24 protein-coding genes are annotated in these 26,952 nt (G+C 71.2%); 16 read left to right on the top strand and 8 right to left on the bottom strand.

The genetic code is table 11. The annotated features are described in order from the left end of the window. Nucleotides 1-3: 3 nt before the first annotated feature. Nucleotides 4-2,307 carry a TonB-dependent receptor gene (locus FHT38_RS20005; RefSeq protein ID WP_183493011.1) on the bottom strand — a complete coding sequence of 768 codons (2,304 nt, stop codon included), beginning with the start codon at nt 2,305-2,307 and terminating at the stop codon, nt 4-6. Between the two features lie 224 nt (nt 2,308-2,531). Then, the gene (locus FHT38_RS20000) at nt 2,532-3,497 is read right to left on the bottom strand and encodes a tetratricopeptide repeat protein (RefSeq protein ID WP_183493010.1); all 966 of its coding nucleotides are present in this window, start codon (nt 3,495-3,497) and stop codon (nt 2,532-2,534) included. Nucleotides 3,498-3,633: 136 nt separating this feature from the next. On the opposite strand from FHT38_RS20000, the gene purE reads away from it, so the two are divergent. The 11 genes from purE to FHT38_RS19945 all read left to right on the top strand — a co-directional run bounded on the left by purE (nt 3,634) and on the right by FHT38_RS19945 (nt 15,453). Further along, entirely contained in the window at nt 3,634-4,122 is a 489-nt protein-coding gene (gene purE / locus FHT38_RS19995) for a 5-(carboxyamino)imidazole ribonucleotide mutase (RefSeq protein ID WP_091731619.1), read from the top strand. Continuing rightward, the gene (locus FHT38_RS19990; RefSeq protein WP_183493009.1) at nt 4,122-5,282 is read left to right on the top strand and encodes a 5-(carboxyamino)imidazole ribonucleotide synthase; all 1,161 of its coding nucleotides are present in this window, start codon (nt 4,122-4,124) and stop codon (nt 5,280-5,282) included. Before purE ends, FHT38_RS19990 begins: the two co-directional genes overlap by 1 nt. An 11-nt stretch (nt 5,283-5,293) precedes the next feature. Next, nucleotides 5,294-6,286, top strand: coding sequence for an L-threonylcarbamoyladenylate synthase (locus tag FHT38_RS19985; protein WP_183493008.1), 993 nt, complete (start codon nt 5,294-5,296; stop codon nt 6,284-6,286). A gap of 22 nt (nt 6,287-6,308) precedes the next feature. Further along, nucleotides 6,309-7,247, top strand: a complete 939-nt coding sequence (locus FHT38_RS19980; RefSeq protein ID WP_091727856.1) for an SGNH/GDSL hydrolase family protein — start codon at nt 6,309-6,311, stop codon at nt 7,245-7,247. A gap of 519 nt (nt 7,248-7,766) precedes the next feature. Beyond that, the gene (locus tag FHT38_RS19975) at nt 7,767-9,170 is read left to right on the top strand and encodes a lipase family protein (RefSeq protein WP_183482891.1); all 1,404 of its coding nucleotides are present in this window, start codon (nt 7,767-7,769) and stop codon (nt 9,168-9,170) included. Nucleotides 9,171-9,200: 30 nt separating this feature from the next. Continuing rightward, the gene (locus tag FHT38_RS19970; RefSeq protein ID WP_091727849.1) at nt 9,201-9,896 is read left to right on the top strand and encodes an OmpW family protein; all 696 of its coding nucleotides are present in this window, start codon (nt 9,201-9,203) and stop codon (nt 9,894-9,896) included. Between the two features lie 82 nt (nt 9,897-9,978). Continuing rightward, nucleotides 9,979-10,719: a tRNA (adenosine(37)-N6)-threonylcarbamoyltransferase complex dimerization subunit type 1 TsaB gene (gene tsaB / locus FHT38_RS19965; RefSeq protein WP_183493007.1), complete on the top strand. Its 741-nt coding sequence runs from the start codon at nt 9,979-9,981 to the stop codon at nt 10,717-10,719. After that, a complete protein-coding gene (rimI, locus tag FHT38_RS19960) occupies nt 10,716-11,213 on the top strand; it encodes a ribosomal protein S18-alanine N-acetyltransferase (RefSeq protein ID WP_091727842.1) in 498 nt (165 codons plus the stop codon). Before tsaB ends, rimI begins: the two co-directional genes overlap by 4 nt. Beyond that, on the top strand, nt 11,210-12,157 hold the full coding sequence (locus FHT38_RS19955; protein ID WP_183493006.1) for a uracil-DNA glycosylase family protein: 948 nt from the start codon (nt 11,210-11,212) through the stop codon (nt 12,155-12,157). The genes rimI and FHT38_RS19955 overlap by 4 nt, the downstream gene beginning before the upstream one ends. Continuing rightward, entirely contained in the window at nt 12,158-14,263 is a 2,106-nt protein-coding gene (locus FHT38_RS19950) for a bifunctional diguanylate cyclase/phosphodiesterase (protein WP_183493005.1), read from the top strand. Between the two features lie 104 nt (nt 14,264-14,367). Continuing rightward, a complete protein-coding gene (locus FHT38_RS19945; RefSeq protein WP_183493617.1) occupies nt 14,368-15,453 on the top strand; it encodes a class I SAM-dependent methyltransferase in 1,086 nt (361 codons plus the stop codon). Between the two features lie 36 nt (nt 15,454-15,489). On the opposite strand, the gene FHT38_RS19940 is transcribed toward FHT38_RS19945, so the two are convergent. Continuing rightward, nucleotides 15,490-17,580, bottom strand: a complete 2,091-nt coding sequence (locus FHT38_RS19940; protein WP_183493004.1) for a S9 family peptidase — start codon at nt 17,578-17,580, stop codon at nt 15,490-15,492. A gap of 92 nt (nt 17,581-17,672) precedes the next feature. Then, nucleotides 17,673-18,899: a multifunctional CCA addition/repair protein gene (locus FHT38_RS19935; RefSeq protein WP_183493003.1), complete on the bottom strand. Its 1,227-nt coding sequence runs from the start codon at nt 18,897-18,899 to the stop codon at nt 17,673-17,675. A gap of 159 nt (nt 18,900-19,058) precedes the next feature. Here FHT38_RS19935 and FHT38_RS19930 point away from each other — a divergent pair, with 159 nt between their 5' ends. Then, nucleotides 19,059-19,334, top strand: a complete 276-nt coding sequence (locus FHT38_RS19930) for a hypothetical protein (RefSeq protein ID WP_147239771.1) — start codon at nt 19,059-19,061, stop codon at nt 19,332-19,334. Between the two features lie 90 nt (nt 19,335-19,424). Here the strand turns inward: FHT38_RS19930 and FHT38_RS19925 are convergent, their stop codons facing one another. Beyond that, on the bottom strand, nt 19,425-20,126 hold the full coding sequence (locus FHT38_RS19925) for a glutathione S-transferase family protein (RefSeq protein ID WP_183493002.1): 702 nt from the start codon (nt 20,124-20,126) through the stop codon (nt 19,425-19,427). Nucleotides 20,127-20,183: 57 nt separating this feature from the next. After that, a complete protein-coding gene (locus FHT38_RS19920) occupies nt 20,184-22,265 on the bottom strand; it encodes a lytic transglycosylase domain-containing protein (protein ID WP_183493001.1) in 2,082 nt (693 codons plus the stop codon). Nucleotides 22,266-22,276: 11 nt separating this feature from the next. On the opposite strand from FHT38_RS19920, the gene FHT38_RS19915 reads away from it, so the two are divergent. Beyond that, on the top strand, nt 22,277-22,894 hold the full coding sequence (locus FHT38_RS19915) for a 5-formyltetrahydrofolate cyclo-ligase (RefSeq protein WP_183493000.1): 618 nt from the start codon (nt 22,277-22,279) through the stop codon (nt 22,892-22,894). 13 nt (nt 22,895-22,907) lie between these two features. On the opposite strand, the gene FHT38_RS19910 is transcribed toward FHT38_RS19915, so the two are convergent. Beyond that, complete coding sequence (locus FHT38_RS19910) at nt 22,908-23,891, bottom strand: LysR family transcriptional regulator (RefSeq protein WP_183492999.1); 984 nt, start codon at nt 23,889-23,891, stop codon at nt 22,908-22,910. Nucleotides 23,892-24,018: 127 nt separating this feature from the next. On the opposite strand from FHT38_RS19910, the gene FHT38_RS19905 reads away from it, so the two are divergent. Next, nucleotides 24,019-24,378, top strand: coding sequence for a DUF2917 domain-containing protein (locus FHT38_RS19905; protein WP_175538354.1), 360 nt, complete (start codon nt 24,019-24,021; stop codon nt 24,376-24,378). Here FHT38_RS19905 and FHT38_RS19900 read toward each other — a convergent pair. Continuing rightward, nucleotides 24,323-24,865, bottom strand: a complete 543-nt coding sequence (locus tag FHT38_RS19900) for a TfoX/Sxy family protein (RefSeq protein WP_255488871.1) — start codon at nt 24,863-24,865, stop codon at nt 24,323-24,325. The genes FHT38_RS19905 and FHT38_RS19900 overlap by 56 nt on opposite strands. Before the next feature lie 89 nt (nt 24,866-24,954). Between FHT38_RS19900 and FHT38_RS19895 the strand changes: the two genes are divergently transcribed. Further along, nucleotides 24,955-25,548 carry a 5-formyltetrahydrofolate cyclo-ligase gene (locus FHT38_RS19895; protein ID WP_091727809.1) on the top strand — a complete coding sequence of 198 codons (594 nt, stop codon included), beginning with the start codon at nt 24,955-24,957 and terminating at the stop codon, nt 25,546-25,548. Further along, nucleotides 25,545-26,897 (top strand): Xaa-Pro dipeptidase, encoded by a 1,353-nt coding sequence (gene pepQ, locus FHT38_RS19890; protein WP_183492998.1) that lies wholly within the window; start codon nt 25,545-25,547, stop codon nt 26,895-26,897. The genes FHT38_RS19895 and pepQ overlap by 4 nt, the downstream gene beginning before the upstream one ends. The last annotated feature ends 55 nt before the right edge of the window (nt 26,898-26,952 follow it).

The following is a 26,952-nucleotide window of genomic DNA, read 5'->3' as shown; positions in this document are numbered from 1 at the left end:
GCGTCAGAACTTGCCGGTCAGCGTCAGGGAGAACTGCCGCGGCGCGCCCGGCAGCAGCGTGGCGTAGGTGCCGGTCGGGTCGCTGTTGGTGAAGCCGTTGGAGCCGATGGTCGAGATGTAGTGCTTGTCGAAGACGTTGCTCACGCTGGCCTGCAGGCTCAGTTCGCGCAGCATCGGGACGTTCTTCATCTTGTAGCCGGCGCTGACGTTGACCAGCGTGCGGTCCGGCACCGAGGCGTCGTTGGTGTACGAGTAGTAGCGCTTGGACATGTAGTCCACGCCGATCGTGCCGAACAGCGCGCCGTCGTCGTAGCCGAGCTGCGACTTGAGCATCGTGTCCGGCGCATCGGCCACGCGCTTGCCGCGGGTCGGCACGACGACCTGCGTCGCGCCGGCGCCGGTGACGACGTCGTCGCGATAGGTCGACTTGGACAGGCTGACGCTGTTGTACCAAGTCAGCGCCGACGCGATCCGGAAGGAGATCGCGCCTTCGATGCCGGTGGCGCGCACGTCGCCGACGTTGGACAGCACCACCGGGTTGCCCTGGATGCCGCTGCCCTGCTGCACGCTCAGCAGGCGGTCCTTGAAGTTGACGAGGTAGGCGCTGACCGAGCCCTCGTAGCCGCGCCCGCTGGTGCGCCAGCCCGCTTCGAGGGTGTCGGAGGTCTCCGGCTTCAGGCTGCCCTTGATGGCGTCGAAACCGGCGGCCGAGGTCGCGAACGGCGAGGTGCCGGTGGCGGCGCCCTGGTAGGCGCGCATGTTGCGCGCGAGCGTGCCGTAGAGCTCGTTGTTGGCCGAGAGCCGGTAGTTGATGCCCAGCTGCGGCAGGAAGCCCTTCTCGGCGGTGATCGAGCCGGACGGCATGTCGTTGCCGACCTCGCGCTGGCCGTCGATCTTGACCTTCAGCGCCTTGAAGCCGGCGCCGACGGTGAGGTCCTTGCTCAGCGACCAGGTGTCCGACAGCGAGAACTGCGACGTCTTGGTGTTGAACGCGTACTGCCACTGGGTCAGGAAGGGGTTGCTGGGGAAGCGGTAGACGCTGGTCGACGGCGATGCGGCGTAGAAGCGGCGGGCCTGGTCGAAGTCGTTGTCCTCGAACCAGACGCCGGCCTTGACCAGGTGGTCGCCGAGGTCGAATTCGGCGTTGGAGACCACGCCCCAGCGATGGATGCCGTATTCGGTGGTGCGCACCGAGATCGGCGTGCCGTCCGGCGAGGCCTGGTAGGGCGTGAACCACAGGCCCATGCCCTTGTTGCGGTGGTAGTAGGCGGTGGTCTTCCAGGTGATGTTGCCGGCCAGGCGCAGGTCGGCCGTCGCGCCGGCGAGGTCGTCGTTGCGCAGGCCGGCGCCGGCGTAGTACTGGTCGTCGCAGGCGGCGACGTAGGTGCTGCCGTTGGCGCCGCACAGCGTGTTGGCCGCGTTGACCGCAGCGGCGAAGTCCGGATAGAAGTTGTCCAGCGTGTCGCCGCGGCGCTTGATCAGGTCCAGCGACAGGTCCTGGTAGTCCACCTCCTTGCGGCGCGAGGTGTTGACGAAGGCCGACAGCCGGCTGTCGCCGATGGCCTTGACCCACTTGAGGTTCCACTGTTCCTGCTTCTGCTGGCCGTGGCCCTTCCACTTGTCGGCGTCCTGGTCGGCATAGCTGATGGCGAACTCGCCCAGCGCCGAGCGGCCGCTGTCCACGCGCAGGAAGCTGCGGGCGGCGGAGTCGCTGCCGATCGTCTGCGAGGCGCGCAAGCCGAAGCGCTCCAGCGGATCGCTCGAGTAGAACTGCAGCGTGCCGCCCAGGTTGCTCGACGAGGCCGCTTCCAGCGCGCCGGCGCCCTGCGACAGCGAGGCGCGGCCGACGTTCTCGCTGGCGATCGCGCGGCTGATGTGCAGGCCGTTGAAATTGCCGTAGGACATGTCGCCCAGCGGCACGTCGTCGAGGGTGAAGCCGAGCTGGTTCTGCGAGAAGCCGCGCACGGTGAAGCGCGTGGACCACTCGTAGTTGCCCAGGCCGTCGGCGGACTGGAAGTTCACGCCCGGCAGACGCGCGACCGTCGCCAGCGGGCTGCTGCCGGCCAGGGCGTTGTCGAACTCGGCCTGGGTCAGGCTCTGCACGGAGCGCAGCTGGCCGCGGCCGACCGAGACGGTGACGCGTTCGAGCTCGGAGCGCTCGCCGCCGGTGGAGGTGGTGGTGGCGGTGGCGGTGGCCTCGGTCCTGGCGGTGTCGGCCGGCAGCGGGGCGGGGGTGGACGTCGCGGTCTGGGCGGCGGCGGGGACGGCATGGGCCAGGCTCAGGGCCAGGACCAGGGCGGTGGGCATCGGGTGCTTCATCGGTCGCGTGCGGTGAGGGGAGGAATCGGGAAATCCGAAAGCCCCGCACTGTCACCAGCAAGCGCGACAGAACGACGACAAGCAGCGACCACCCGCAGCGCCGGCACGCGCGCCGCAGGCGATCCGCCACATCACAAATGAATCTTCAAACCGTCATAAAAAAAACGCCCCGGACTTCTCCGGGGCGTTGTCGCGGACGGGCGGGTCGCTGCTCAGAACAGCGCCATGCTCAGCTTGCGGCGGTACTGGTCCACCAGCGGATCCGCCGGCGCCACGACGCTCGGGCCGGACAGCTGCAGGCCGCCCGCGCCGGCCTGCGGGGCCGCGGCGCCATGCGCCGGCTGGGCGGGCTTGGTCATGATCTCGAGGATCGCGACATAGGTCTTGCGCGCGAGCTGCTCGTTCCAGGTCTTGTCGCGCATGATGATTTCCAGCAGCTCGTCCATCGCGCCGGTGAAGTCGCGGCCGGCGAAGAGCCCCTGGGCCAGCGCGAAGCGCGCCTCGAAATCGCGCTTGTTGGCGGCGATGGCCGACTGCAGCGCCGCCGGGTCCAGGCCCTGCTCGGCGCGTTCCGCTGCCGCGATCCAGGCGGCCAGCGCCTGGAAGCGCGCATGCGGAGTGATCGTGTCCGCGGCCAGGTGCGCCACCGGCGCGAAGGCGGCCTTGGCGTGGGCCAACTGGTCGTCCTCGAGCAGCGCGCGGATCAGGTCGAAACGCGCCACCTCGTTCGAGGGATCGGCCTGCACCGCCGCCTGCAGCTTCTGCAGCGCGCCGTCGGCATCGCCTTCCTCCAGCAGCGCCTGCGCCTCGGCCAGGTCCTCCTCGGCCTCGAGGGCCTCGCCGGTGGGCACGTGGCGGTCCAGGAACTCGCGGATCTGCGCCTCGGGGATCGCGCCGACGAAACCGTCCACCGGCTGGCCGCCGACGAACATCACGCAGAACGGGATCGAGCGCACGCCGAAGGCCTGGCTCAGCTGCGTCGCGATCTCGGGCTGGTCGTCGCTGTTGAGCTTGGCCAGCTTCCAGCGGCCGGCATAGGCCACCTCCAGCTTCTCCAGCATCGGGCCGAGCGTGCGGCAGGGGCCGCACCACGGCGCCCAGATGTCCAGCAGCACCGGTTGCTGCATGGACGCCTGCAGCAGGTCGGCTTCGAAGTTTTGGAGGGTGATGTCGGTCATGGTGGGGGAGGACGGGACAGGCCGGCGACGCTCGCCAGGCGGCAAGAACGGCACCTGAGGCTGCCCGCCTACAATTCAAGGTTTCACGATTTGACAGATCGAGGACCGACCCGTGAGCAGCGCCACCACTCCCGACATCGCCCCCGTCATCGGCGTGGTCATGGGCTCCAGCAGTGACTGGGAGACCATGAAACACGCCGCCGACATTCTCACCGAGTTCGGCGTGCCGTTCGAGGCGCGGGTGGTTTCGGCCCATCGCATGCCCGACGAGATGTTCCGCTATGCCGAGCAGGCCGAGGCCCGCGGCCTGAAGGCCATCATCGCGGGCGCCGGCGGCGCCGCCCACCTGCCGGGCATGCTGGCGGCCAAGACGCTGGTGCCGGTGCTGGGCGTGCCGGTGGCGAGCCGCCACCTGCAGGGCGTGGACTCGCTGCATTCGATCGTGCAGATGCCCAAGGGCATCCCGGTGGCGACCTTCGCGATCGGCACCGCGGGCGCCGGCAACGCGGCCCTGTTCGCCGTGGCCGTGCTGGCCCGGGACAACCCCGCGCTGCGCGACCGGCTCGACGCGTTCCGCCAGCGGCAGACCGCCGCCGCGACCGCGATGACCGAGGAGCTGCGCTGATGCCGCTGCTGCCGGGCGCCGCCACGCTGGGCGTGCTGGGAGGCGGCCAGCTGGGCCGCATGTTCGTCCATGCCGCGCAGGCGCTGGGCTACCGCTGCGTCGTGCTGGACCCGGACGCGGCCAGCCCCGCTGGCGCGGTCGCGCAGGACCATCTGAAGGCGGACTACCTGGACGCCGCCGCGCTCGAGGAACTGGCCCGCCGCTGCGACGCGATCACCACGGAATTCGAGAACGTCCCGGCCCGCGCGCTGGAGCAGCTGGCGCGCACCCGCGTGGTCGCGCCGGGCGCTGCGGCGGTGGCGATCTGCCAGGACCGGGCGCGCGAAAAGGCCCACTTCGACGCCAGCGGCGTCGCCTGCGCGCCCTATGCGGTGCTGCGCGCGCCGGCCGACCTGGCCGCCGTGCCGGACGCGCTGCTGCCGGGCATCCTGAAGACCGCCCGCCTGGGCTACGACGGCAAGGGCCAGCGCCGCGTGGCCGACCGCGCGCAACTGGCCGCCGCCTTCGACGAGCTCGGCCGCGTCGACTGCGTGCTGGAGCAGATGCTGCCGCTGGCGCTGGAGCTGAGCGTGCTGGTCGTGCGCGGCGCGGGTGGCGAGGTCGTCACCTATCCGGTCCAGCAGAACCTGCACCGCGACGGCATCCTGGCGGTGACCGAGGTGCCGGCGCCGGACGTCGATGCCGCGCTGCAGGCGCAGGCGCGCCGCTCCGCCGCCGCGATCGCGACCGGCATGGGCTACGTCGGCGTGCTGTGCGTCGAGTTCTTCGTCTTGAAGGACGGTCGCTTGGTAGTCAACGAGATGGCGCCGCGGCCGCACAACTCCGGCCATTACACGATGAACGCCTGCGACCTGTCGCAGTTCGAGATGCAGGTCCGCGCGATGGCCGGCCTGCCGCTGCGCGAGCCGCGCCTGCATTCGCCGGTGGTCATGCTGAACCTGCTGGGCGACCTGTGGTTCGACGCCGCCGGCCGTGAACGCGCGCCCGACTGGGCCGGCGTGCTGGCGCTGCCCGGCGCCGAGCTGCACCTGTACGGCAAGGCGCAGGCGCGCCCGGGCCGCAAGATGGGCCACCTCAATGTGATCGGCGCCACCGCCGAGGAAGCGCGCGAGCACGCGCGCCGCGCCTGCGCGCTCCTCGGCCTGCCGGACACGTGGTGACGGAGGCCGGCGTGACGGTGCTCGACGGCCAGTCGCCCGAGGCGGTGCGCGAGACGGCGCGGGTGCTCACTGCCGGCGAGCTGGCCGGCGTGCCGACCGAGACCGTCTACGGCCTGGCCGCGCGCGCTGACCGCGACGAGGCGGTGGCGAAGATCTTCGCGGCCAAGGGCCGTCCCAGCGACCATCCGCTGATCGTCCATGTGCTCGACGAGCAGGGCGCCCGCGTGTTCGCGCAGGACCTGCCCCCGGTCGCGCACCGGCTGATCGAGGCCTTCTGGCCCGGTCCGCTGACGCTGATCGTGCGGCGCGTCCCCGGCATCGCCGCGGCGGCGGCCGGCGGGCAGGAGTCGGTCGGGCTGCGCTGCCCGTCGCATCCGGTCTTCCGCGCGCTGATGGCGCAGTGCCGCGCGCTGGGCGTCGAAGGCCTGGCCGCGCCCAGCGCCAACCGTTTCGGCCGCGTCAGCCCCACCACCGCCGCGCATGTCGCCGGTGAATTCGAGCCGGGCCTGACCGTGCTCGACGGCGGGCCCTGCGAGGTCGGCATCGAATCGACCATCGTCGACGTCAGCCGTGGCGGCCTGGTGCTGCTGCGGCCCGGCGTGCTGACGCCGGCGCAGCTGGAGACCGCGGCCGGCATGGCTTTACACGCGCCCGACGCCCAGGCGCCACGGGCCTCGGGCACACTCGCGGCGCACTATGCGCCGCACGCGACGGTGCGGCTGATGTCGACCGACGCGCTGCGCGACGCGCTGGCGGGCGGGTGTCCGGCGGGGCTGGCGGTATATTCCCGCACGTCCTTCGCAGGGACGGACGTGGCGCCGGCGCTGCAGCGGGCGATGCCCGCGCAGGCGCGGGCCGCGGCGCGGCAGCTGTTCGCCATCCTGCGCGAGCTGGACGCGGCCGGCGCGACCGAGATCTGGATCGAGGCGCCTCCGCAGGAGGCTGCCTGGGATGGGGTGCGGGACCGCTTGTCCCGCGCGGCGGCGGCTTTTTCGCCCCGCTGAGTTTTCGAGATTTGGAGAGTTCATGAAGAGTCTGAAGCGCCACCTGGCCGTGCTGCTGGGTGCGACCGCGATGCTGGCGGCCTGCGGCGGCGGCGGCCAGCAGATCGACCCCTTCCGTCCGACGCGGATCATTGCCTTCGGTGACGAGGCCAGCGCGCTGCGCAGCGATGGCAGCAAGTACTCCATCAACGGCACCGACACGACCACCGGCGCGGTCACCTGCGGCCTGAATCCGGTCTGGACCCAGTCGCTGGCCACCTTCTTCGGCCTGGTGTTCGGCGAGTGCAACGCCGACAAGCTCGCCACGCCGACCGGCCGCATGTATGCCGCGGCGGGCGCCAAGGTCGCCGACGTCGCCGCGCAGATCGATCGCCAGTTCGCGCTCGATGGCTTCAACAGCAAGGACCTGGTGACCGTGCTGGCCGGCGCCAACGACGTGCTGGAGCTCTACGCGCAGTACCCGGCGCAGGACGCCGGCACGCTGGGCAACGCGGCGCAGGCCCGCGGCGAGCAACTGGCCGCGCAGGTCAACCGCATCGTCGACGCCAACGGCCGCATCATCCTGTCGACCACGCAGGACATGGGGCTGTCGCCGTTCGCGCTCAAGGAGAAGGCCGCCAACGCCGACACCGACCGCGCCGCGCTGCTGACCGAGCTCTCGCGCCGCTTCAACGCCGGCCTGCGCCTGAAGATCCGCAACGACGGGCACTACATCGGCCTCATCCTGACCGACGAGCTGATGGGCACGATGAGCCGGTTCCCGTCGATCTACGGTGCGTCCAACTCGACCGACGCCGCCTGCCTGGCGACCTCGCTGCCGCCGGTGTGCACCGACAAGACGCTGGTCGCCAACGCCACGGCCACCTCCCACATGTGGGCGAGCGACCGGCTGATCGGGCCGCTGATGCATTCGCAGATGGGCTCGCAGGCCGCCACGCGCGCGTCGAACAACCCGTTCTGACGCCGTGCCGCGCCGGCGGGATGCCGGCGCTTTCCATGCTTCACGCCACGTTCACCCGGCCCTGACGCGCGATTCGCGCGGAGCGCCGGGTGATCCTCGGCCAGGGCGCCGATGGCGACCGGCTCCAACGCCGGCCATCCGACCCAGTGCGTCGTACCGCGCCGCGCACGCACCCTTCGACAGCCGCCTCAAGACCTGGCCCCACGCCAGCGCCGCGCACGGTTCGCATCGCGTCGACCTCGGCAATTCCGATGCCTGTTGCCCTGCGTGAACAGGCGGCCACGCTTTCGCACAGCCATGACACAAGTGTTGCGGCCGCGCCGCGCCCAGGGGCAGGTTGTGCGTCCCGCAGCGTCGTGACGCTGGCATGCTGGCACCTGTCAGGGTTTTCCTTTTGCGTTCGCCTCGTATCGAGCGCTTACAGTGATCCCTGAGAAAAACGAACGACCGTTCGATTTAATGCCGACCGCGATCGCCGGGACGGTGTGAACGACGGAGACAACCCCTGGAGAAGTCCGAATGAACAGCCAATTCAAACTGGCCAGCCTGACCCTGGCCGCCGCGGCCATGCTGAGCGCCTGCGGTGGCGGCAGCTCCGCTGCGAGCGACGATCCCCCGCCCGCGCGCGGCGCGGTGCAACTGGGCGTCGTTGCCTCGACGACCCCGGTGACCAAGGCGCAGATCGACGCGGGCACCGCGGCCAAGGGCATCGGCGCGCTGGCCGGCGCGGCGCAGTGCGACGTCGAGATCCGCTACGTCTACTACTCGACGCGTGATCCGCAGGGCGTGATCGCGATGGCCTCGACCGCCGTGTTCGTGCCGACCGGCAGCGGCGCCGCCTGCTCGGGCAACCGCCCGGTGGTGCTGTATGCCCACGGCACGACGACCGACCAGACCTTCAACATGGCCCAGGTCGACAAGAACGCCGAGGGCTCGCTGGTGATGGCCTTCTACGCCGCCCAGGGCTTCATCGTCGTGGCGCCGAACTACCTCGGCTACGACCGCTCCGGCCTGCAGTACACGACCTACCTGAACGCCGAGCAGTCGGCGATCGAGATGGTCGACGGCCTGCGCGCCGCCAAGACCTACCTGAACGCCGACAGCGCGGTGAAGCCGTCGGCCAAGCTGCTGATCGCCGGCTACTCGCAGGGCGGCCACGTGGCGATGGCCACGCAGAAGGCGATCGAGCGCGACTACGCGTCCGAGTTCACCGTCACCGCCGCGGCGCCGATGTCCGGCCCGTACAACCTGGTGAAGTTCGGCGACGTGATCACCACCACCGGCCCGATCAACGCCGGCGCGACGCTGTTCCTGCCGCTGATGCTGACCAGCTACCAGAAGGCCTACGGCAACATCTACGCGTCGCCGTCCGACGTGTACCAGTCGCCGTATGACAAGACCGCGGAGACGCTGTTCCCGACGAAGTCGACCCTCACGCAGCTGATCCAGGACGGCAAGCTGCCGAACGACCCGACCTTCACCAAGCTGTTCGGCACCGGCGGCCTGCTGACGGACTCGTTCCGCGCCGGCTACGCGACCTCCAACTACCGCAAGGCGCTGCAGACCAACACGCTGCTGGGCTGGACGCCGAAGGCGCCGGTGGCGCTGTGCGGTGGCGCCAACGACCCGACGGTGTTCTTCTTCAACACCACCGACGCGCAGGCCGACTTCGCCTCGCGCGGCAAGGCTGTCCCGGCCTCCAACCTGGAGAGCGCGGCCTCGATGCAGTGGGCCGGCGCCACGACGGCGGCCACGATCGCCGGTGGCTTCGCGCAGGCCAAGGCGGCGACGTCCGCCGCTGCCGGCGGCGGTGCGGCTGGCGCGGCCGCGGTCCAGGGCGCCTACCACGGCACGCTGGTCCCGCCGTTCTGCAATGCGCTGGCACGCGGCTTCTTCCAATCGGTCCTGGCTGCCCAGCCGTAATTCCCGGCGACCAGAACGGAGACACCATCCATGAACAAGAAAATCACCCTGATCCTGGCCGCCTCGCTGATGGCGCTGGCGGGCGCCGCGAGCGCCGAGACGGCCGTGGGCACCCACACGGTCTACCTGGGCCTGGCCCACATCGACGTGAACAGCAAGGCCGCTCCGCTGGAAGGCGGTACCAAGCAGTTCCCCGCTCCGGGCGCGCAGATCCGCGTCGGTGACGCCACCACCACCGGCTTCGGCTACACCTACCGCTTCGCGCCGCGCTGGAGCGGCGAGATCGCGCTGGGCATCCCGCCCTCGCACAAGATCTACGGCAACGGCGTCATCAAGAACGCCGGCCAGATCGCGGTCGTGCGCCAGATGCCGCCGACGGTGTTCATCAACTACCACCTGGGCGAGTACTTCACCAAGGTGGAGCCCTTCGTCGGCGTGGGCGTGAACTACACCTACTTCGAGAAGAAGCGCAGCACCCCGACCGGCGACGCGATCAGCGGCGGCCCGACCCGGATCACGCTGGAGAACTCCTGGGGCGCCGCGGCGCACGTGGGTTTCACCGTGCACTACACCAAGCAGTGGTCGCTGACCGCGACCGCGGCCTACGCGGACGTGCGCAGCCAGATGCGCTCGTACACGACGACGAACAACGGCACGGAAGAGCTTCACACGAAGATCAACTTCCGCCCGATGGTCTACACGATGTCGCTGGGCTACTCGTTCTGACGGCCGGCCGCTCGACCGCGTGCACCCACGCGGTCGGGGGCTTGCCCCGCCCCGGGCGGTCCGGGGCCGATACACTTGCCGCATGAGCGTGTTGCTGGCCCTGGATAGCTCGACCGAACACATGGCTCTGGCCCTCATGGGCCAGGGCCATGCTGCTTTTGTGGACGCCGATGGCGGGGCGCTGGCCTCCCAGCGGATGGTCCCCGAGGCGATGGCGCTGCTGAAGCAGGCCGGCGTCGCGCTGGCCCAGGTCGACGCGATCGGCTTCGGGCGCGGCCCCGGCGCCTTCACCGGGCTGCGCACCGCGTGCTCGGTGGCGCAGGGCCTGGCCTTCGGCGCCGGCAAGCCGGTGCTGGCCCTGGACAGCCTGATGCTGGTGGCCGAGGACGCGCGCCAGCAGCTCGCCGCCCGCCCGCAGGTCGGCGACGCGGCCGCGCTCGAGATGTGGGTCGCGATGGATGCCCGCATGAACCAGATCTACCTCGGACGTTATCGCTGGGAGGGCGCGCGCTGGTCGGTGCAGCTCGAGCCGGCGTTGGTCGACCTCGAACCGCTGCGCGCGCTCTGGCGCGAGACGCCGCCGGCGATCGTCGCCGGCACCGCACTGGAAGCCTTCGAACTCGACACCGGCGCGGCGCTGCGCGTGCCGGGGACCGTCTCGCGGGCTCGCGCGCTGGGCGCGCTGGCGCAACAGGCCTTCGAGGCCGGGTTGGCCGAGGACGCCGACCACGCGCTGCCGCTCTACGTGCGCGACAAGGTCGCGCTGACGACCGCCGAGCGCGAGGCCGCCAAGGCCGAGGCGCAGGGACTGGTGCCGCGATGAGCGCCCAGCCCAAGGACCTGGCCTGGCCGCCGTCGCTGCAATCGCTGCAGCCGCTGCGCGCGGTCGACCTGGACGAGGTGATGGCCATCGAGGCCGTCGCCTACAGCCACCCGTGGACGCGGGGCAACTTCATCGATTCGATGGCCGCGGGCTATGCCGGCTTCGTCATGCGCGACGAGCAGGCGCGGCTGTGCGGCTATTTCCTCGCGATGCAGGTGATCGACGAGATGCACCTGCTCAACATCACCGTGCCGCCGGAACGCCAGGGCCAGGGCTTGGCGCGCCGCATGCTCGACGCGCTGGGGCTGCTGGCGCGGGCGCGCGGCTGCCACCAGGTCTGGCTGGAAGTGCGCGAGAGCAATGTCCGCGCGCGCCGGCTGTACGAACGCTACGGCTTCGTGCAGAGCGGCCTGCGCCGAGGCTATTACCCGAGCGCCGACGGCCGCGAGGACGCGCTGCTGATGACGCTGCGCCTGACGGAGCACCCCGCATGAGCTGGACCGATCGTCAACGCGCGATGCTGGAGGCGATGGGCCTCAAGCTGTGGACGCCGCCAGCGGCCGAGGCAGGCTCGCCGGCCAAGGTAGCGGCTGATGCGACAGCGGCTCCTGCTGCCGCCGCGCCGCCGCGCGCCGTGCCGGTCAGCGCACCCGTCGCCGGTCCGGCGACGCGCGTGCCGCCTGCGGACGCCGAGGTCGCGGTCGCGGAACCGCCAGCGCGCCGTGCGCCGGAGCCGTCGCCTCGCACCGCGCCGGTGGCCGCCCCCGTGCTGGCCGCGGCCGCCGCCGACGCGGCGCTGGCGCGGGCCCGCGGCCTGGCGCGCGAGACGATCGCCCGGCTTGACTGGCCCGGCCTGCGCGACGAGGTCGCGCAATGCCGCGCCTGCGCGCTGTGCGAGTCCCGCAAGCACACCGTCTTCGGCGTCGGCAACGAGCGCGCGCACTGGATGGTGGTCGGCGAGGCGCCCGGCGAGAAGGAGGACCTGCAAGGCGAGCCCTTCGTCGGCGCGGCCGGCCAGCTGCTGGACAGCATGCTGCGCGCGGTCGGCCTGGGGCGCGGCGAGGGCCCGCCGGAGCGGCAGGTCTACATCGCCAACACGTTGAAGTGCCGGCCGCCGCGCAACCGCAATCCGGACCCCGCGGAGCTGGCGCAGTGCGAGCCCTTCCTGCAGCGGCAGATCGAGCTGATCCAGCCGCGCATCATCCTGGCGATGGGGCGCTTCGCGGTGCAGCAGCTGCTGCGCAGCCAGGAGCCGATCGGGCGCCTGCGCGGCCGCGTCCATCGCTACCAGGGCGTGCCGCTGATCGTCACCTACCACCCGGCCTACCTGCTGCGCAACCTGCCCGACAAGGCGCGCGCCTGGGAAGACCTCTGCCTGGCGCTGAAGACGCTGGACGAGTCACCGGCTCGTCCGGAGGCCGGCGGCGGGAGCGCCTGAATGGTCGCGCCGGTGCCGCCCGTGCCGCCGGCAGGCCCGGCTTCCTCCGCCGAGGACCAGGCGGCGCAGTTCCGGCTGCTCGCCGACAACGTGCCGGTGCTGATCGCGGTCTTCGACGCCGCCACGCGCACCTGCCGTTTCGCCAACCGCCAGTACGCGCGCAGCTTCGGGCTGGACGAGGGCAGCGTGCTGGGCCGCACCTTCGCGCAGATCATCGGCGAGGACGCGGCGCAGGAGATCGAGCCCCACGTGCGCCGGGTGCTCGACGAGCGCGTCAGCGTCAGCTACGAACGGCGCCTGGAGCGCCGCGACGGCCGGCCGCACTGGATCGAGGTCAATCTGATCCCCTACCTGCCGCCCGGCGCGGAAGCGGTGCAGTCGACCTTCGTGCTGATCTCCGACATCACCCGCTTCCGCGAGGCCGAACTGGCGGTGCGCGAATCCGAGGACCGGCTGGCCAAGTTCATGGAAGCCTCGATGGAGGGCATCGTCTTCCACCGCGATGGCGTCATGACCGACGTGAACCCGCCGCTGTGCGAGCTGGTGGGTTACTCGCTCGACGAACTGGTCGGGCGGCCGGCGCTGTCGATGATCGCCGGCGACCAGATCGACACGGTGCGCGCGGTCATGGCGGCCGGCCAGGAGACCCGCTATCCGACCGCGATCCTGCATCGCAGCGGCGCGCGCATCGACGTCGAATTCATCGTCCGCACGCTGTGGCGCAACGGCGAGCGGCTGCGCATGACGATCGTGCGCGACCTGCGTCCCCACCTCGAGGCGCTGGCGCGCATCCAGCACCTGGCGCAGCACGACCCGCTGACCGGCCTGCTGAACCGCTCGACCTTCATGGAACGGCTGCGCGAGCGCCTGTCGCAGGGCTCGGCGCGGCGGGCGGCGCTGCTGTTCATCGACCTGGACAACTTCAAGCGGGTCAACGACTCGCTCGGCCACCTGGAGGGCGACCGCGTGCTGCGCACCGTGTCCGAGCGCCTGCGCGGCGGGCTGCGCGGCAGCGACCTGGTGGCGCGCTTCGGCGGCGACGAGTTCGTCGTGCTGCTGGAGGACGTGCATCAGCGCAAGGACGTGCAGACGGTGCTGAACGCCTTGCTGAGCGTCGTCGAGGTGCCGGTGCAGGCGGACGGCCGCGACCTGTCGGTGACGCCGTCGATCGGCGTGGCGATGTATCCGGAGCACGGCGAGTCGCCCGAGGACCTGCTGCAGCATGCCGACACCGCGATGTACCTGGCCAAGACCGCCGGCCGCGCGACCTACCGCTTCTTCGAGCCGGCGATGGCCGAGAACGCCTATGCCGACCTGGTGCTGGAGAGCGAGCTCGCCCAGGCGCTGACGGCCGACGAGTTCGTGCTCTTCTACCAACCGCAGGTCGACGCGCGCAGCGGAGAACTGGTGGGCGCCGAGGCGCTGCTGCGCTGGCGGCATCCGCAACGCGGGCTGCTGACGCCGGACGCCTTCATCGTCGTGGCCGAGCGGCATCGGCTGATGCTGCCGCTGGGCGAGTGGGTGATGTACGAGGCCGCCCGGCAGGCGCGCGCCTGGCACGAGCGCGGCGTCGCGCCGGTGCCCATCGCCGTCAACCTGTCCAGCATGCAGTTCCGGCTGGCCAGCTTCTCCAAGTCGGTCGCCCATGTCCTGAAGACGGCCGGCGTGCCCGGCGAGTGGCTGGAGCTCGAGCTGACCGAGCGCATGCTGACCGACGAGATCGACCGCCTGCCCGAACTGCTGCAGACGCTGCGCTCGCAGGGGCTGGCGATCTCGATCGACGACTTCGGCACCGGCTACACCGCGCTCAACCAGCTGACGCGGCTGCCGCTGGACAAGCTGAAGATCGACCAGAGCTTCGTCGCCGTGCTGCCGGACGACGCCGGCGCGGCGGCGATCACCCGCGCGGTGGTGCAGATGGCCAAGGGCCTGGGCCTGCGCATCGGCGCCGAGGGCGTGCGCAACGCGCGGCAATGGCATCTGCTGGCCGAATGGGGCTGCGACGAGCTGCAGGGCGAGGTCATCGCCACCGCGATGCCGGCCGACGAATTCGAAGCATGGCTGGCCCAGCGCGGCGAACCCCGGCTTCCCAGGATCGACACATGACTTCCAAGACTCCCGACTCCGCCGGCCTGAATGGCGCGGCGTCCGCGGCGCATGGCGCGCCGGCGTCCCCGGCGGCCCCGGCGTCCCACGCAACGGATCCGGACATGACCGCCCTGCTGCGCGACGAGATCGCCGCCGCCGGCGGCTGGCTGCCCTTCGACCGCTACATGAGCCTGGCGCTGTACGCGCCAGGGCTGGGCTACTACGCCAACGCGCGCCGCAAGTTCGGCACGATGCCGCAGCAGGGCTCGGACTTCGTGACGGCGCCGGAGCTGTCGCCGCTGTTCGGCCGCGCGCTGGCGCGGCAGGTCGCGCAGGCGCTGGCGGTCAGCGGCACCGACACGGTGATCGAGTTCGGCGCCGGCAGCGGCGCGCTGGCCGAGCAACTGCTGGAGGCGCTGGACGCCCTGGGGCAGCCGGTGACGAAGTACTTCATCGTCGACCTGTCCGGCAGCCTGCGCGAGCGCCAGGCCGAGCGGCTGGCGCGCTTCGCGCCGTGGGTCGAATGGCTGGACCGCTGGCCCGACGAGATCCACGGCGTGATGGTGGCCAACGAGCTGCTGGACGCGATCCCGGTCGACCTGGTGCGCTGGGACGGCCGGCAGTGGCTGCGGCGCGGCGTGGGCCTGGACGGGCAGGGCGGGCTGGTGTTCGTCGACCGTGCCGGCGACGCGCGCCCGCCGCTCCCGCCCGAGGAGGATGCCGGCTTCCTGCCGGACACGGTCACCGAGATCCACCCGCAGGCCGAGGCCTTCGTGCGCACGCTGGCGGAGCGCCTCAAGCGCGGCGCGGCGTTCTTCATCGACTACGGTTTCCCGGAGTCGGAGTACTACCACCCGCAGCGCACCGGCGGCACGCTGATGTGCCACCACCTGCACCGGGCCGATCCCGATCCGCTGGCGCTGCCGGGGCAGAAGGACATCACCGCGCATGTGAACTTCACCGGCATCGCGCTGGCGGGCCAGGACGCGGGGCTGACGGTGCTGGGCTACACGAGCCAGGCCAACTTCCTGATCAACTGCGGCCTGGTCGACCTGATGGGCCAGGCCACGCTGGCGCAGCGCGGCATGGCCCACCGGCTGATCGCCGAGCACGAGATGGGCGAGCTGTTCAAGGTGATCGGCTTCGCGCCGGGCGACGGCTTCGACGCGCTGGGGTTCAGCGCGGGCGATCGGTCTCACACGCTCTGAGCGCGGGTCGCCTGCGAACCGCGCCTGCCTTGACGCTCAGGCAGGCGTCGGCGCCAGGTGCTCGCCGAGGAAGGCCAGCAAGCGCTGGTAGTAGTTGCGCCGCACGCTGGAGCCCGCCGCAGGGAATCCATGGCCGGTCGCCAACGGCATCCACTCGACGGACTTGCCGCGCTGTTTCATGGCGCGCACCATCGCCTCGCTCTGATCCGGCAGCACCCGCTGGTCGTAGCGCCCATGCGCCAGCAGCAGCGGCACCTCGATGCGGTCGACATGCCGGATCGGCGACACGGCCTCGAGCTGTGCCTTCGCCGTCGCCGGATCGCCGACCAGCCGTCGCCGCAGCCGCCGCGATTCGGCGGTGCTGTCGTCGGTCCAACTCGTGGTGAGGAAGTCGGCGAGGTCGCTGATGCCCGCGAAGCTCACACCGCAGCGGTACAGCCGTGGCGTTTTCACCAGGCCCCACATCGCGGCGTAACCGCCATAGCTGGCGCCGACGATCGCGACCCGCGTCGGGTCCGCGATGCCCCGGGCGACGAGGTCCTGGACGCCGTCGGTGATGTCGTCCTGCATGGCGAGGCCCCATTGACGGTAGCCGGCCTCCAGGTACGCCTGGCCAAACCCATAGGAGCCGCGGAATTGCGGCTGGAAAACGGCATACCCCTGTGCCGCCAGCAACTGGACCTCCGGATCCCAGGCCCAGTCGTCGCGCGCCCACGGACCGCCGTGGATCAGCACGATCGTCGGCGCCGGACCCGGGGTCGCCGGACGGGTCAGATAGGCCGGCACGCGCAGGCCATCGCGCGCCGCGTAGCGGTAGGCCGCCATCGGGCGCATCTTCGCCGGATCGATGTTCGGCCTCGCGACGCCGACCTCGGCCATGCGCATCGTCGCGGTGTCCAGCGCGTACCAACGGCCGGGGTCCACGTCGCTGCGGCTGTGGACCAGTACGTGGCCCTCGGGCTTGGCGCCGGACAAGCTGTTCAGGCTGTCGGGCAGCGACGCGTCGACGGCGCTTTGCAGTCGCGCCCACCGAGCGTCGAACCAGTACTCCTTGCGCTTGAGGCCTCCGGTCACGACGGATTCGAAGAACGCCGCGTCCAGGCCCGCCGCGCCGACGATGTCGTCGGTTTCGTGGCCGGCCATCAGTTCGCCGAACTGGCGCTTGGCCGGGTCGTAGCGGAATACCGCCAGCGTGTCCCGCCCGGCCCGGGCACGAACGGCGATCTGCCCGTCCGCCAGCACCCGCAGCGGCTGCCAGACCTGGTCGGCGTCTTCGGTCTTCTCCAGCGCCTGCCACCGGGACCCCGGCGCGGCGGCCCGATGCCATTGCGTCCAGACCGTGCGTCCGGTCCAGCGCGACGTGTCCTTGGTGGTCGCCGCGCGCAGGCGGCCCTGGGCGTCGAAGGCCCAGTACACCCCGTCGTCGGGCAGGTCGACCGATTCCTTGACCCGCTCGCCGGTGCGCAGGTTCACCACATGGAGCGCGTTCTCCGACGCCAGCAGCACACGTTCCGCACCGTCCGCGGCGTCGGGCAGTTGCTCGAGGAAGCTGCCGTCCAGGCGGCGCAGCAGCGTGCCGTCGGGGCGCATGACCATCGAGACGGCCCCGGTCATCCGGAGGATCAGCAGCTCGGGGCTGATCCACCGCATGTCCAAGACCTGACCGTCGATTCCTTCGCGCCAGCGGTCGGCCGCCGTCAGGTTGGGTGTCACCGAACGCGCTTCCTGGGTCGTCAAGTCCACGATCAGCGCGATGGGCCGGCCGCGCGCGTCCCCCACCGCGGCCAGATGGCGTCCATCCGGCGACAGGCTGGCGCGCGCGAGCATCGGCGCGGCCAGCAGATGCTCGATGGGCGTCGCGGTCGAGCTCGCGGCGGCATCGGACGCCGGTGGAGACGCAGCGGAGGCGGCTTCCGCGGGCGCGTCCGCCGCGTCGGCGATCGACGGCAGCCCGGGCAGCGCGAAGCCGAGGGTCGCGGCCAGGCACCAGCGGCGGCGCTCCCGTGACGAGAGATCCGCAGCGGCGGCGACGCCCGCATCGGAGTCGGAACCGGCGAGCGGACCAGATGGGCCGAGTGGACCGGACGGGCTGCGACGGCCCTGGAAAGCATGCTTCGCGTGTGACATGGGCGCGCACTGTAGGGCGCCGATCCAGCGGTCCAGGCGCGCGGCCCTTGTCGTTTTCCCGGGCCTCCCTCTTCAGAGCGAGTGCGGCTCGCTCAGCGCAAGGGACGCAACGCAGCCAGCCGCGCGGCGTGGATCGCCTGCCCGATCGCCGGCCCTTGCTTGCCGGCCGCCAGCGCCGCCGCTGAAATCGCCGACTGGTCGACCGACTGCACCGCCTTCAGGTCGTGCAGCAGCGCGGTGCGCTGCGGGTAGGCGCGGTCCTGCAGGCCGGCACGGCCGCGCGCGTCGCACTCGCAGGCCAGCAGCAGCTGCGCGAAGCGCTCCGGCCGGCGCAGCGCATCGCAGCGCTCGATCAGGCGCAGGCGCGCCTCGGCGCTGAAGTCCAGGCTCTGGTGGACATGCGTGTGCTCGCGCGCCACCAGCTCGGCCAGTTCCTTGCAGTCCGACGGCACGCGCCAGCGCTGCGAGAGCGCGGCCGCCAGGGCCACGCCGCGCGCCTCGTGCTTCAGGTGGCGGGGCCACTCGGCCTCGGGCGTCGTGCCCTTGCCCAGGTCGTGGCACAGCGAGGCGTAACGCACCGGCAGCGGTGCGTCGACGCGCGCGCATTCCGCCAGCACCAGCAGCAGGTGGGCGCCGGTGTCGATCTCCGGGTGATGCGCCTCGGGCTGCGGGACCCCGAACAGCCGCGCCAGCTCCGGCGCGATGCGCGCCAGCGCGCCGCAATCGCGCAGGATCTCGATCATCCGCGCTGGATGCCGCTCCATCAGCCCCCGGGAGACTTCCTGCCAGACGCGTTCGGCGACCAGCGCGTCGGCCTCGCCGGCGTCCACCATGCGGCGCATCAGCGCCATGGTTTCAGGCGCGACCGAGAAGTCTCCGAAGCGCGCCGCGAAGCGGGCCAGGCGCAGGATCCGCACCGGATCCTCGGCGAAGGCCGGCGACACGTGGCGCAGGATCCGCGCCGCCAGATCCCGCTGGCCGCCATAGGGGTCGATGAGCGAACCGTCCTCGGCCCGGGCCATCGCGTTGATGGTCAGGTCCCGGCGCGCCAGGTCCTGTTCGAGGGTGACGTCGGGGTCGGTGTGGAACTGGAAACCGTGGTATCCGGATCCGGTCTTGCGCTCGGTCCGGGCCAGTGCCACCTCTTCATGGGTCACGGGGTGCAGGAACACCGGGAAATCCTTGCCGACGGGCTGAAATCCCTTGTCGATCAAGGACTTGGGTGTGGCTCCGACCACTACCCAATCACGGTCCTGGACCGGCAGGCCCAGCAGGGCGTCCCGGACGGCACCCCCGACGAGATACATCTGATCACTCATGTTGCGGCGCAGCATCCCCAAGGTGTGGGGTGCTCATTTAGGCTGTGTCTCCGTATATTCACCAATGCCACCTGCACACCAGTGTCTGTTCAAACAGACCAGCTACCGAGAGAGACAGTTGTAGCCAGGCAGGTCGGGCAAGCAGTCGGGAGTTTATGAATGAAGTCTGTTCTCCTCCTCTTGCTGGGCGGAATTGGTCTGGCCGCTCAAGCGCAGGAATCCCCAGTCACGGACGCGAAGGCCGTCCATGTGGCCGCCGAGACGAGTTTCGTCTCGCAAAGCCAGTCGGCACCGGCCCAGCTGCCGGATGTCAATGAACAGGACGGCGCGGACCAGGTGCTGCCGTCGTTCGTGTCCGAGTCCCAGAACCAGGCCATGATGCTCGGCGGCTTGCTGGCCGCCGGCTTCCTGGTCCGCCGCCGCCGCGATCACTGACCCCGGCGGTCCACCTCGCCGCTTCCCGCCGCCTGCCCGCACAGGTGACCGGAAGCGGTTTTTCATGGGGCGGGCGGGTCGGCGGGCGTCTCAGCCCTTGAGCACCGGCACCGGCCCGCTGACGTCGCGATAGGGCTCCTCGAAGTCCAGGAAATCCTTCTCCGCGATCGCGTCGGCGATCCACTCGCGCACGCCGGGGGCCGCTTCCACGCGCGCCAGGTAGCCCTTGAGCGCCTCGGGCACCGGCAAGGCGTAGCGCGTCACCCGCATCACGACCGGCGCGAAGAACGCATCCGCCGCGCCGAACGCGCCGAACAGGAAGGGCCCGCCGCTTTGCGCGAGCGCTTCCGTCCACAGCTCGACGATGCGCGCCAGATCCTTGCGCAGGCCGGCCTCGGAGGCCAGCAGCCGCGGCCCCACCGAGCTCAGGTCGGCGTCGATGTTCATCACGCACAGGCCGCGCAGCTGGCCGAAGCCGCTGTGCATCTCGGCGCAGAGGCTCCGCGCGCGGGCGCGCTGGCGGGGATCGCTCGGCCAGATGCCTTTGTCGGGGAAGCGCTCGGCCAGGTACTCGACGATGGCCAGCGAATCCCACACCGCCAAACCTTCGTCGACCAGCACCGGCACCTTGCCGGTCGGCGTCGCCGCGCCGACCTCGCGGTAGAAGGCCGAATCCGGCGTGAAGTCGAAGCGCAGCACGCGCTCCTGGAAATCGATGCCCAGGCCCTTCATCAGCACCCAGGGGCGCATCGACCAGGACGAGTAGTTCTTGTTGCCGACGATCAATTGCATGCGGGAGTCCCTTCGCGTGGAGGAGGACGGCGCCGGCGGGGAGCCGGCGCCGCGGGGTCAGTTGGTGCCGGCGGGCGCGCCCGCCGTGGTGCCGTTGGCCGGGATGTCCGGCGCCGACGCCGCCGCCGGGCCGATGACGCGCCCGAGCCGGTCGCGCAGTTGCGTGCCGCCCTCGCGGCCCATCAGCTGGGCATAGATCGTCGCGTTGGACAGCACCTTGCGCACATAGTCACGGGTCTCCCAGATGGGAATGTTCTCGGTCCAGATGGCGGCGTCGAGCTGCGGCCCCTCGCGCCAGCGCCGGGGGCGGTTCGGTCCGGCGTTGTAGGCGGCGGCCGCCATCGCCTGCGAACCGTCGAAGCTGTCCATCACCAGCTTGAGGTAGCCGGTGCCCAGGCGCAGGTTGGTGTCGCGGTCGTGCAGCATGTCGGGCCGGAATTCGACGCCCAGTTTCCTGGCCGTCCACTTGGCGGTCGCCGGCATCACCTGCATCAGGCCGCCGGCGCCGACATGCGAGCGCGCGTCCATCATGAAGCGCGACTCCTGGCGGATCAGCCCGTAGACATAGGCCGGGTCCAGGCCCACCGCGGTGGACTGCCGGAGCACGTCGGCGCGATAGGGCATGGGGAAGCGCTGGGCGAGGTCGATCTCGGTGCGCGTGCGTTCGCTGGTCTGGATGCAGCGTTCCCAGAGCTCGCGCTCGCAGGCGGTCTGCGCGACGGCGAGCAGTTCGCGGTCGGACAGGCCGCGCAGGCTGAAGTTCCACTCGCGCTGGCCCTCGCTGCGCAGGCCCACCGCCAGCAGCTGCAGCGCGCGCTGGATGCCGGGATTGGCCAGCGCCTGCGCCCGCTCCTGCGCGCTCAGCTCGGCCGGCGAGGGCGGCAGCGGCAGGCGCAGCTTGAGCTCGTCCGCGGCGAGCTTGCCGTAGAAGCTCAGCGGCGACGCGATCGCGCGCAGCGCCTCCAGGGCCTCGCGACGCTGGGCGTCGCCAGCGGGGCCGTTCGCCGCGAGCTGCTGCTGGGCCTTGGCGCGCCAGTACTGCCAGGTGATGTCCTTCTGGTCCGACGGCTTCATCAGCGCGATCGCCGCCACCAGCTGCTCCGGCCGGCTGGCGCCGGCATCGCCGCGCAGCGCGGCGCGGGCGATCCAGTTCACCGTGTCGTCGCTCCATTCGAGCGGCCCGCCCAGCCGCGCCTGCAGCTTCAGCGCGCGTTCGAAGTGGTCGTTGGCCTCGTCCTTCAGCCGCAGCGCGGCCTGCCGGCCGTACTGGGCCCACAGCCAGGCGGACAGGTCATTGGGCAGCTTCGGCGCCCAGCGGCGAACGTCGTCTTCGGCCTTGTCGTAGTCGGTGGCGAGCAGCCGCATCAGCGCCAGCAGCGTCAGCTCCGCTTTGGCGCGCGGGGACGCGGCGGCCTTGCGCTGGAGGTAGCGGTCGGGCTTGTCCATCAGCTCGGCGATCGCGTCCTGGTCCGCCTTGGACAGCAGCGCCGCGGCCTGCTTCACGGCGCGCGGCTTGTTGGTCTCGACGACCAGCCGCAGCTTGCGCCAGACATCCGAGTCCTTGAACTGGCCGTTCTCGTGCAGCGTCGCGGCCAGCATGTTGCAGCCCTCGTCCGCATCGCGCTGCGCCAGCCAGGCGGTGCGCGCCGCCTCGCGGAGCTCGCGCGCCGGCGGGTCGGCCAGCAGCGTGTAGCAGACGACCTCGCGGTCGTCCTGCATCTTGTAGCCGGCCAGGTCGCGACGGAAGTTGGCCCAGTCGCGCCGGTGGCCCAGTTCGAGCAGCCAGTCGTTGCGCAGGCGGTCCTCGACGTAGCTGCCGGGCCAGCGGGCGTAGAAGGCGGTGATCTCGGGTTGCTGCGCGTCGGCCAGCCGGGCGTTCAGCTCCCAGTAGTCGAACCAGGGCGCGAGCGGGTGCTGCTGGTCGAAGGCGACCTGCCGCATCGCGGCCAGCCGCGAGCGGTCGCGGGTGCGCCAGGCCTCGCGGGCGTCGGTCACCAGGTCCGGCAGCGGCGGTGGCGGATTGGGCACGACGGCGAAGGGCATCGTCGACTGGGCGGCGGCGGGGAGCGCCGTCCAGGCGCAGAGCGCGCCCAGGGCGGCGGCGGCGAGGGCGGTTACAGTGATTCGAGCGAACTTCATGACCGACTGCGATGAATGATTCCCCCACGGCCCCCGACGCCGCCGGCATCGCCGGCAAGACCTGGCCCCATGAGCGAAGCGAATTGCGCCGCGCCTTGCTGGCGCGCCGCCGCGAATGGTCGGCCGGCGCCGAGGCCCGTCTCGCCGCCGACAAGCTGGGCGAGCAGCTGCTTCCGCTGCTGCGCCAGCTCGAGCCGCTGAGCCTCGGCCTGTACTGGCCGCTGGAGGGTGAATTTAACGCAGCGGCCTGGGCCGCGACGCACAAGCTCGGCGGGGCGATGCAACTGGCGTTGCCGTTCGCCCGCAAGGCCGGCGACCGCGGGCCGGCGGCGATGGAGTTCCGGCGCTGGGACGGCACCCCGCCCACGCTCAAGGACGAATGCGGCATCCCCAGCGCCACCGGCCCGGTGCTGGTGCCCGAAGTACTGCTGGTGCCCTGTCTGGGCTACACGCGCGAGGGGTTCCGGCTCGGCTATGGCGGCGGTTATTTCGACCGCTGGCTGGAAGCGCATCTCGGCGTCACAACGATCGGCCTGGCCTGGAGCTGCTGCGAAGCCAGCTTCGAGGTCCAGCCGCACGACCAGGCGATGACCGTCGTGGTGACCGAGCGCGAGGTGCTCGCGCCCTGAGGCGGCGAGGCGCTCAGCCCGAGTGCTCGTCCACGGGAGGATCGGGCTCGCCGATCGCGCGCCGGGTGAGCGCCGACTGCTCGCCGATCCAGCGCGCGAACTCGACGACCTCGGGCCGCTGCCGCCCGTGCGCCGACATCATGAGCCAGTAGACCGTCGGGCAGTCGGTCCGGCCGGCCGCGCCGAAAGGCTCCACCAGCTCACCGCGCTCCAGCGCCTCGTAGATCAGCGGCAGCCGCGCCAGCGCGACGGCCTGGCCCGAGACCGCCGCCTGGATCTGCTGGTAGGTGAAGTTCAGGTACATCCAGCGCCGCGGCTGCAGGTCGGGCGCGCCGTGCAGCGCCAGCCAGCGCCGCCAGCTCAGGAACAGGCCGCTGGGGCGCTGGTCGTCCTCCTCGGCCAGCGTGTACTGGCGCAGGTCGGCCGCCTCGCCCAGCGGCGGGCCCTGGCCCTCCTGCGCCTGCTTCGCGACCCAGGGGTTGACCACCGGCGTGAGCATCTCGCCGAACATCCGCTGCGCCGACGGCGCCACCCGGTTGGGCGCGGCATAACGCAGCGCGACGTCGAACTCGCTGTCGTCGATCTCGACCAGCTGGTCGAGCGCGGACACGCGGATGTCCATGTCCGGATGCTCGCGCTGGAAGGCCTCCAGGCGCGGGATCAGCCACAGCGACGCGAACGAGGCGAAAGTGGTGACGTTGACCACGCGTCGGCCGCGCGTCGAGCGGATCTGGCGCACGGTGCTGTCCAGCCGTTCCAGCATCGGCTCGACCGCCGCCAGCAGCAGCTTGCCGTCCGGCGCCAGCTCGACGTGGCGGGTGCCGCGCAGGAAGAGCGTCGCCCCGAGTTCCTCCTCCAGCGACCGGATCTGGCGGCTGATGGCGGACTGGGTCAGGTAGAGCTCGTCGGCGGCGGCGCTGAAGCTCAGGCGCCGGGCCACCGCCTCGAAGGCGCGCAGCGGACCGACGGCGAGCGGGCGATGGCGAGGCGGATTCATGCGCGGATGGTATCAATCGACGCGCGAAGACTCATTGGACCGGCATGCGGGGCAACCCTAATATCCCTCCATGTCCACGAGGAACGCCGCCAAGTGCGCGGGCCGCCCGGCGGACGGGGAGCCGATCATGAACGTCATGCAAAAGTCATCAATCCAGGTCAGCCGCGACGATGCCGCGTGGGCCTTGTCCGCGGGCGAGGCGATGAGCCTGCCGATCGGCCCGGGCCGCCGCGAGCTGCATGTGCTCGACGGGCGCGTCTGGGTGACGCAGCGCGGCGACCTGAACCTGCCGGCCCAGGACTTCTGGCTGTCGGCCGGGGAGACCCTGGAAGTGGCCAGCGGCACCGAACTGGTCGTGGAAGCCTGGCCGACCGCCCGCTTCCAGCTGATGGTGCCGCCGCAGGCCTGCGCCGCCCAGCGCGCGCGGCGCGTCAGCCGGCTGCCTTCTTTCGGGCAGCTGTTCGGCCAGCGCCTGGCGAACGCTTGAGCGCCGGAGCCGTGGCCTTGACTGGTTTCAGCTTCCTGTCGGTGCTGGGCTCGGCGGTGGTGCCGGCGCTCTTCTTCGGCGTGCTGGCCTTCGGCTTCGCATTGGCCGAGCGCAAGGCCGACTCCATCGCCAGCCGCCCCCAGGGCAGCATCAGCGCCGGCGACTCCAGCGTCTCCTCCGGCGGCCGGAAGTAATTCAGGCTGGCGACCTCCTGTCGCCCGTCCTTGCCGGTCTTCGCGTACCGGAAGGGCTCGCAGCCGGCCTCGAGGTAGCGCGGCTGGCTGACGGCGTCCGCCTTCAGGTAGAGCTCGTCGCGGCTGATGATGGCCAGGAACAGGTCGTCGACATACAGCCCGAAGCCCCCGAACATCCGCCGCGCCAGCACCGGCCCGAGCGGCGCCAGCAGCTCCATGCAGTGGTTGGCGAAATCGCTGCCCGCGCCGGCGACGCGCCGGACGGTTCCCGTGGTGGTGGTGCCTCGTGCCATGGCGGCGACTCTAGCAACCCGCGTCCGGCGCGGCCACAATGGCCGGCTCCGGGGCCCGTCGGTCCCGCTGGGCAACGTGAAGGGGCCGGATGGATCCGAACGACAAGCTGCCGATTTCCGAAGACCGCCAGGCGCTGCGCGAGCGCCTGATCCGCGAGCGCCTGGACTTGCCGGGCCGCCTGGAACTCGCGGACCTGGTGCAGGGCGTGCTGCGCGTGTGGCTGGTGGGACGCAAGGAAAAGCGCATCGCGGCGTACTGGCCGATCAAGGGCGAATTCGATCCGCTGCCGGCGCTGTACCGCTGGAGCGAGGTCGATCCCGAACGTCGCATCGGCCTACCCGTCGTCGATCGCGAGCAGGGGCGCCTGCGCTTCCACGTCTGGTATCCCGGCTGCCCGATGGAAGAGGACGCGACCGGCATCACCAAGCCCAAGGACACCGAGGCCTTCGAGCCTGAACTCCTGCTGCTGCCCTGCCTGGGCTACGGCCCGGGCGGCATCCGCATGGGCTACGGCGGCGGCTTCATGCTGCGCACCATCGCGCAGATCCAGCCCCGGCCGCAGGCCGTGGGCGTCGGTTTCAGCCACGGCTTCCAGCCGACGCTGACCGCCCAGCCGAACGACGTGCGGCTGGACGCGATGCTGACCGAGATGGGGGTGGTCTGGGAGAATCCGCGCGCATGAATGCCGTCGATTCCCCCGTCCGCCCGACCGCCGACACGCTGGATGCGCTGTATGTGGCCCACCTCGCCGAGCAGCAGCGTCGCACCGAACACGCGCTCCAGCGCGGTGGCTACGACGCGCTGCTGATCGCGTCCGGTGTCGAGAAGTTCGCCTTCCTCGACGACCGGCCCTACGTCTTTCAGCCCAACCCCCACTTCAAACTGTGGGTGCCGCTGATCCGCCATCCGGACAGCTGGCTGGTGATCCGCCCCGGCCACCGGCCCCGACTGGTCTACGTCCAGCCCGAGGACTACTGGCATGTGCCGCCCGAGGCGCCGAGCGGCTTCTGGGTGGAGCACTTCGAACTGATCGTGGTGCGCACCCCGGGTGAGGCGCTGCCCTACCTGCAGCTGCCGGGCGAGCTGGCGATCGTCGGCGAGGCCGACGCGGCGCTGGGCGACATCGTCCCGAACAACCCGCCCGAGGTGCTGAACCCGCTGCACCACGCGCGCGCGGTGAAGACCGGCTACGAGCTGCTGCGCCTGCGCGAGGCATCGGCGCTGGGCGCGACGGCGCACCTGGCCGCGCAGCGCGCCTTCCGCGACGGCCGGTCGGAGGCGGCGATCCATGCCGCCTACCTCCAGGCCTGCGGCCTGGCCGAGCGCGACCTGCCCTACGGCAACATCGTCGCCCTGAACGAGCACGCCGCGGTGCTGCATTACCAGTATCAGGACCAGCAAGCGCCGGCGCAGTCGCTGTCGCTGCTGATCGACGCGGGCGCGCACAGCTGCGGTTATGCCTCGGACATCACCCGCACCACCGGCAACGGCGACGCCAGCTTCCAGGCGCTGGTCGACGCGATGGAGGCCGCGCAGCTGCGCCTGGTCGATCGCGTGCGCGCGGGCGTCGACTACCGCGACATCCACCTGGCCTCGCACCGCGAGATCGCCGGCGTGCTGCGGCAGCTGGGCATCGTGCGGATGGACGAGGACGCGATGCTCGCGCAGGGCGTGACCTCGACCTTCCTGCCGCATGGCATCGGCCACCTGCTCGGCCTGCAGGTGCACGACATCGGCGGCTTCATGGCCGGCGAGGACGGCGGCACGATCCCCAAGCCCGACGGTCACCCCTACTTGCGGCTGACGCGCGTGCTGCAGCCCGGCATGGTGGTGACGATCGAGCCGGGGCTGTACTTCATCCCGATGCTGCTGGACAAGCTGCGCGCGACGCCCGCGGCGGCGCAGGTGGACTGGGCGCTGGTCAAGCACCTCAGCGCCTTCGGCGGCGTGCGCATCGAAGACGATGTCGCCTGCCGCGACAGCGGCGCGCCGGAGAACCTGACGCGGGACGCGTTCGCGGCGCTGGGCTGAGCGCTGGCGCCCTCGGCGCCCACCCCGTCACGCATTCATCGTTCCGGTCGTCGAG

Origin of the sequence: Mitsuaria sp. BK041 (assembly GCF_014193085.1) — a bacterium.
Taxonomy (GTDB): Bacteria; Pseudomonadota; Gammaproteobacteria; order Burkholderiales; family Burkholderiaceae_C; genus Roseateles.
Note: the sequence above shows the minus strand (reverse complement) of the source record. Positions and strands in the feature narration are given on the sequence as shown.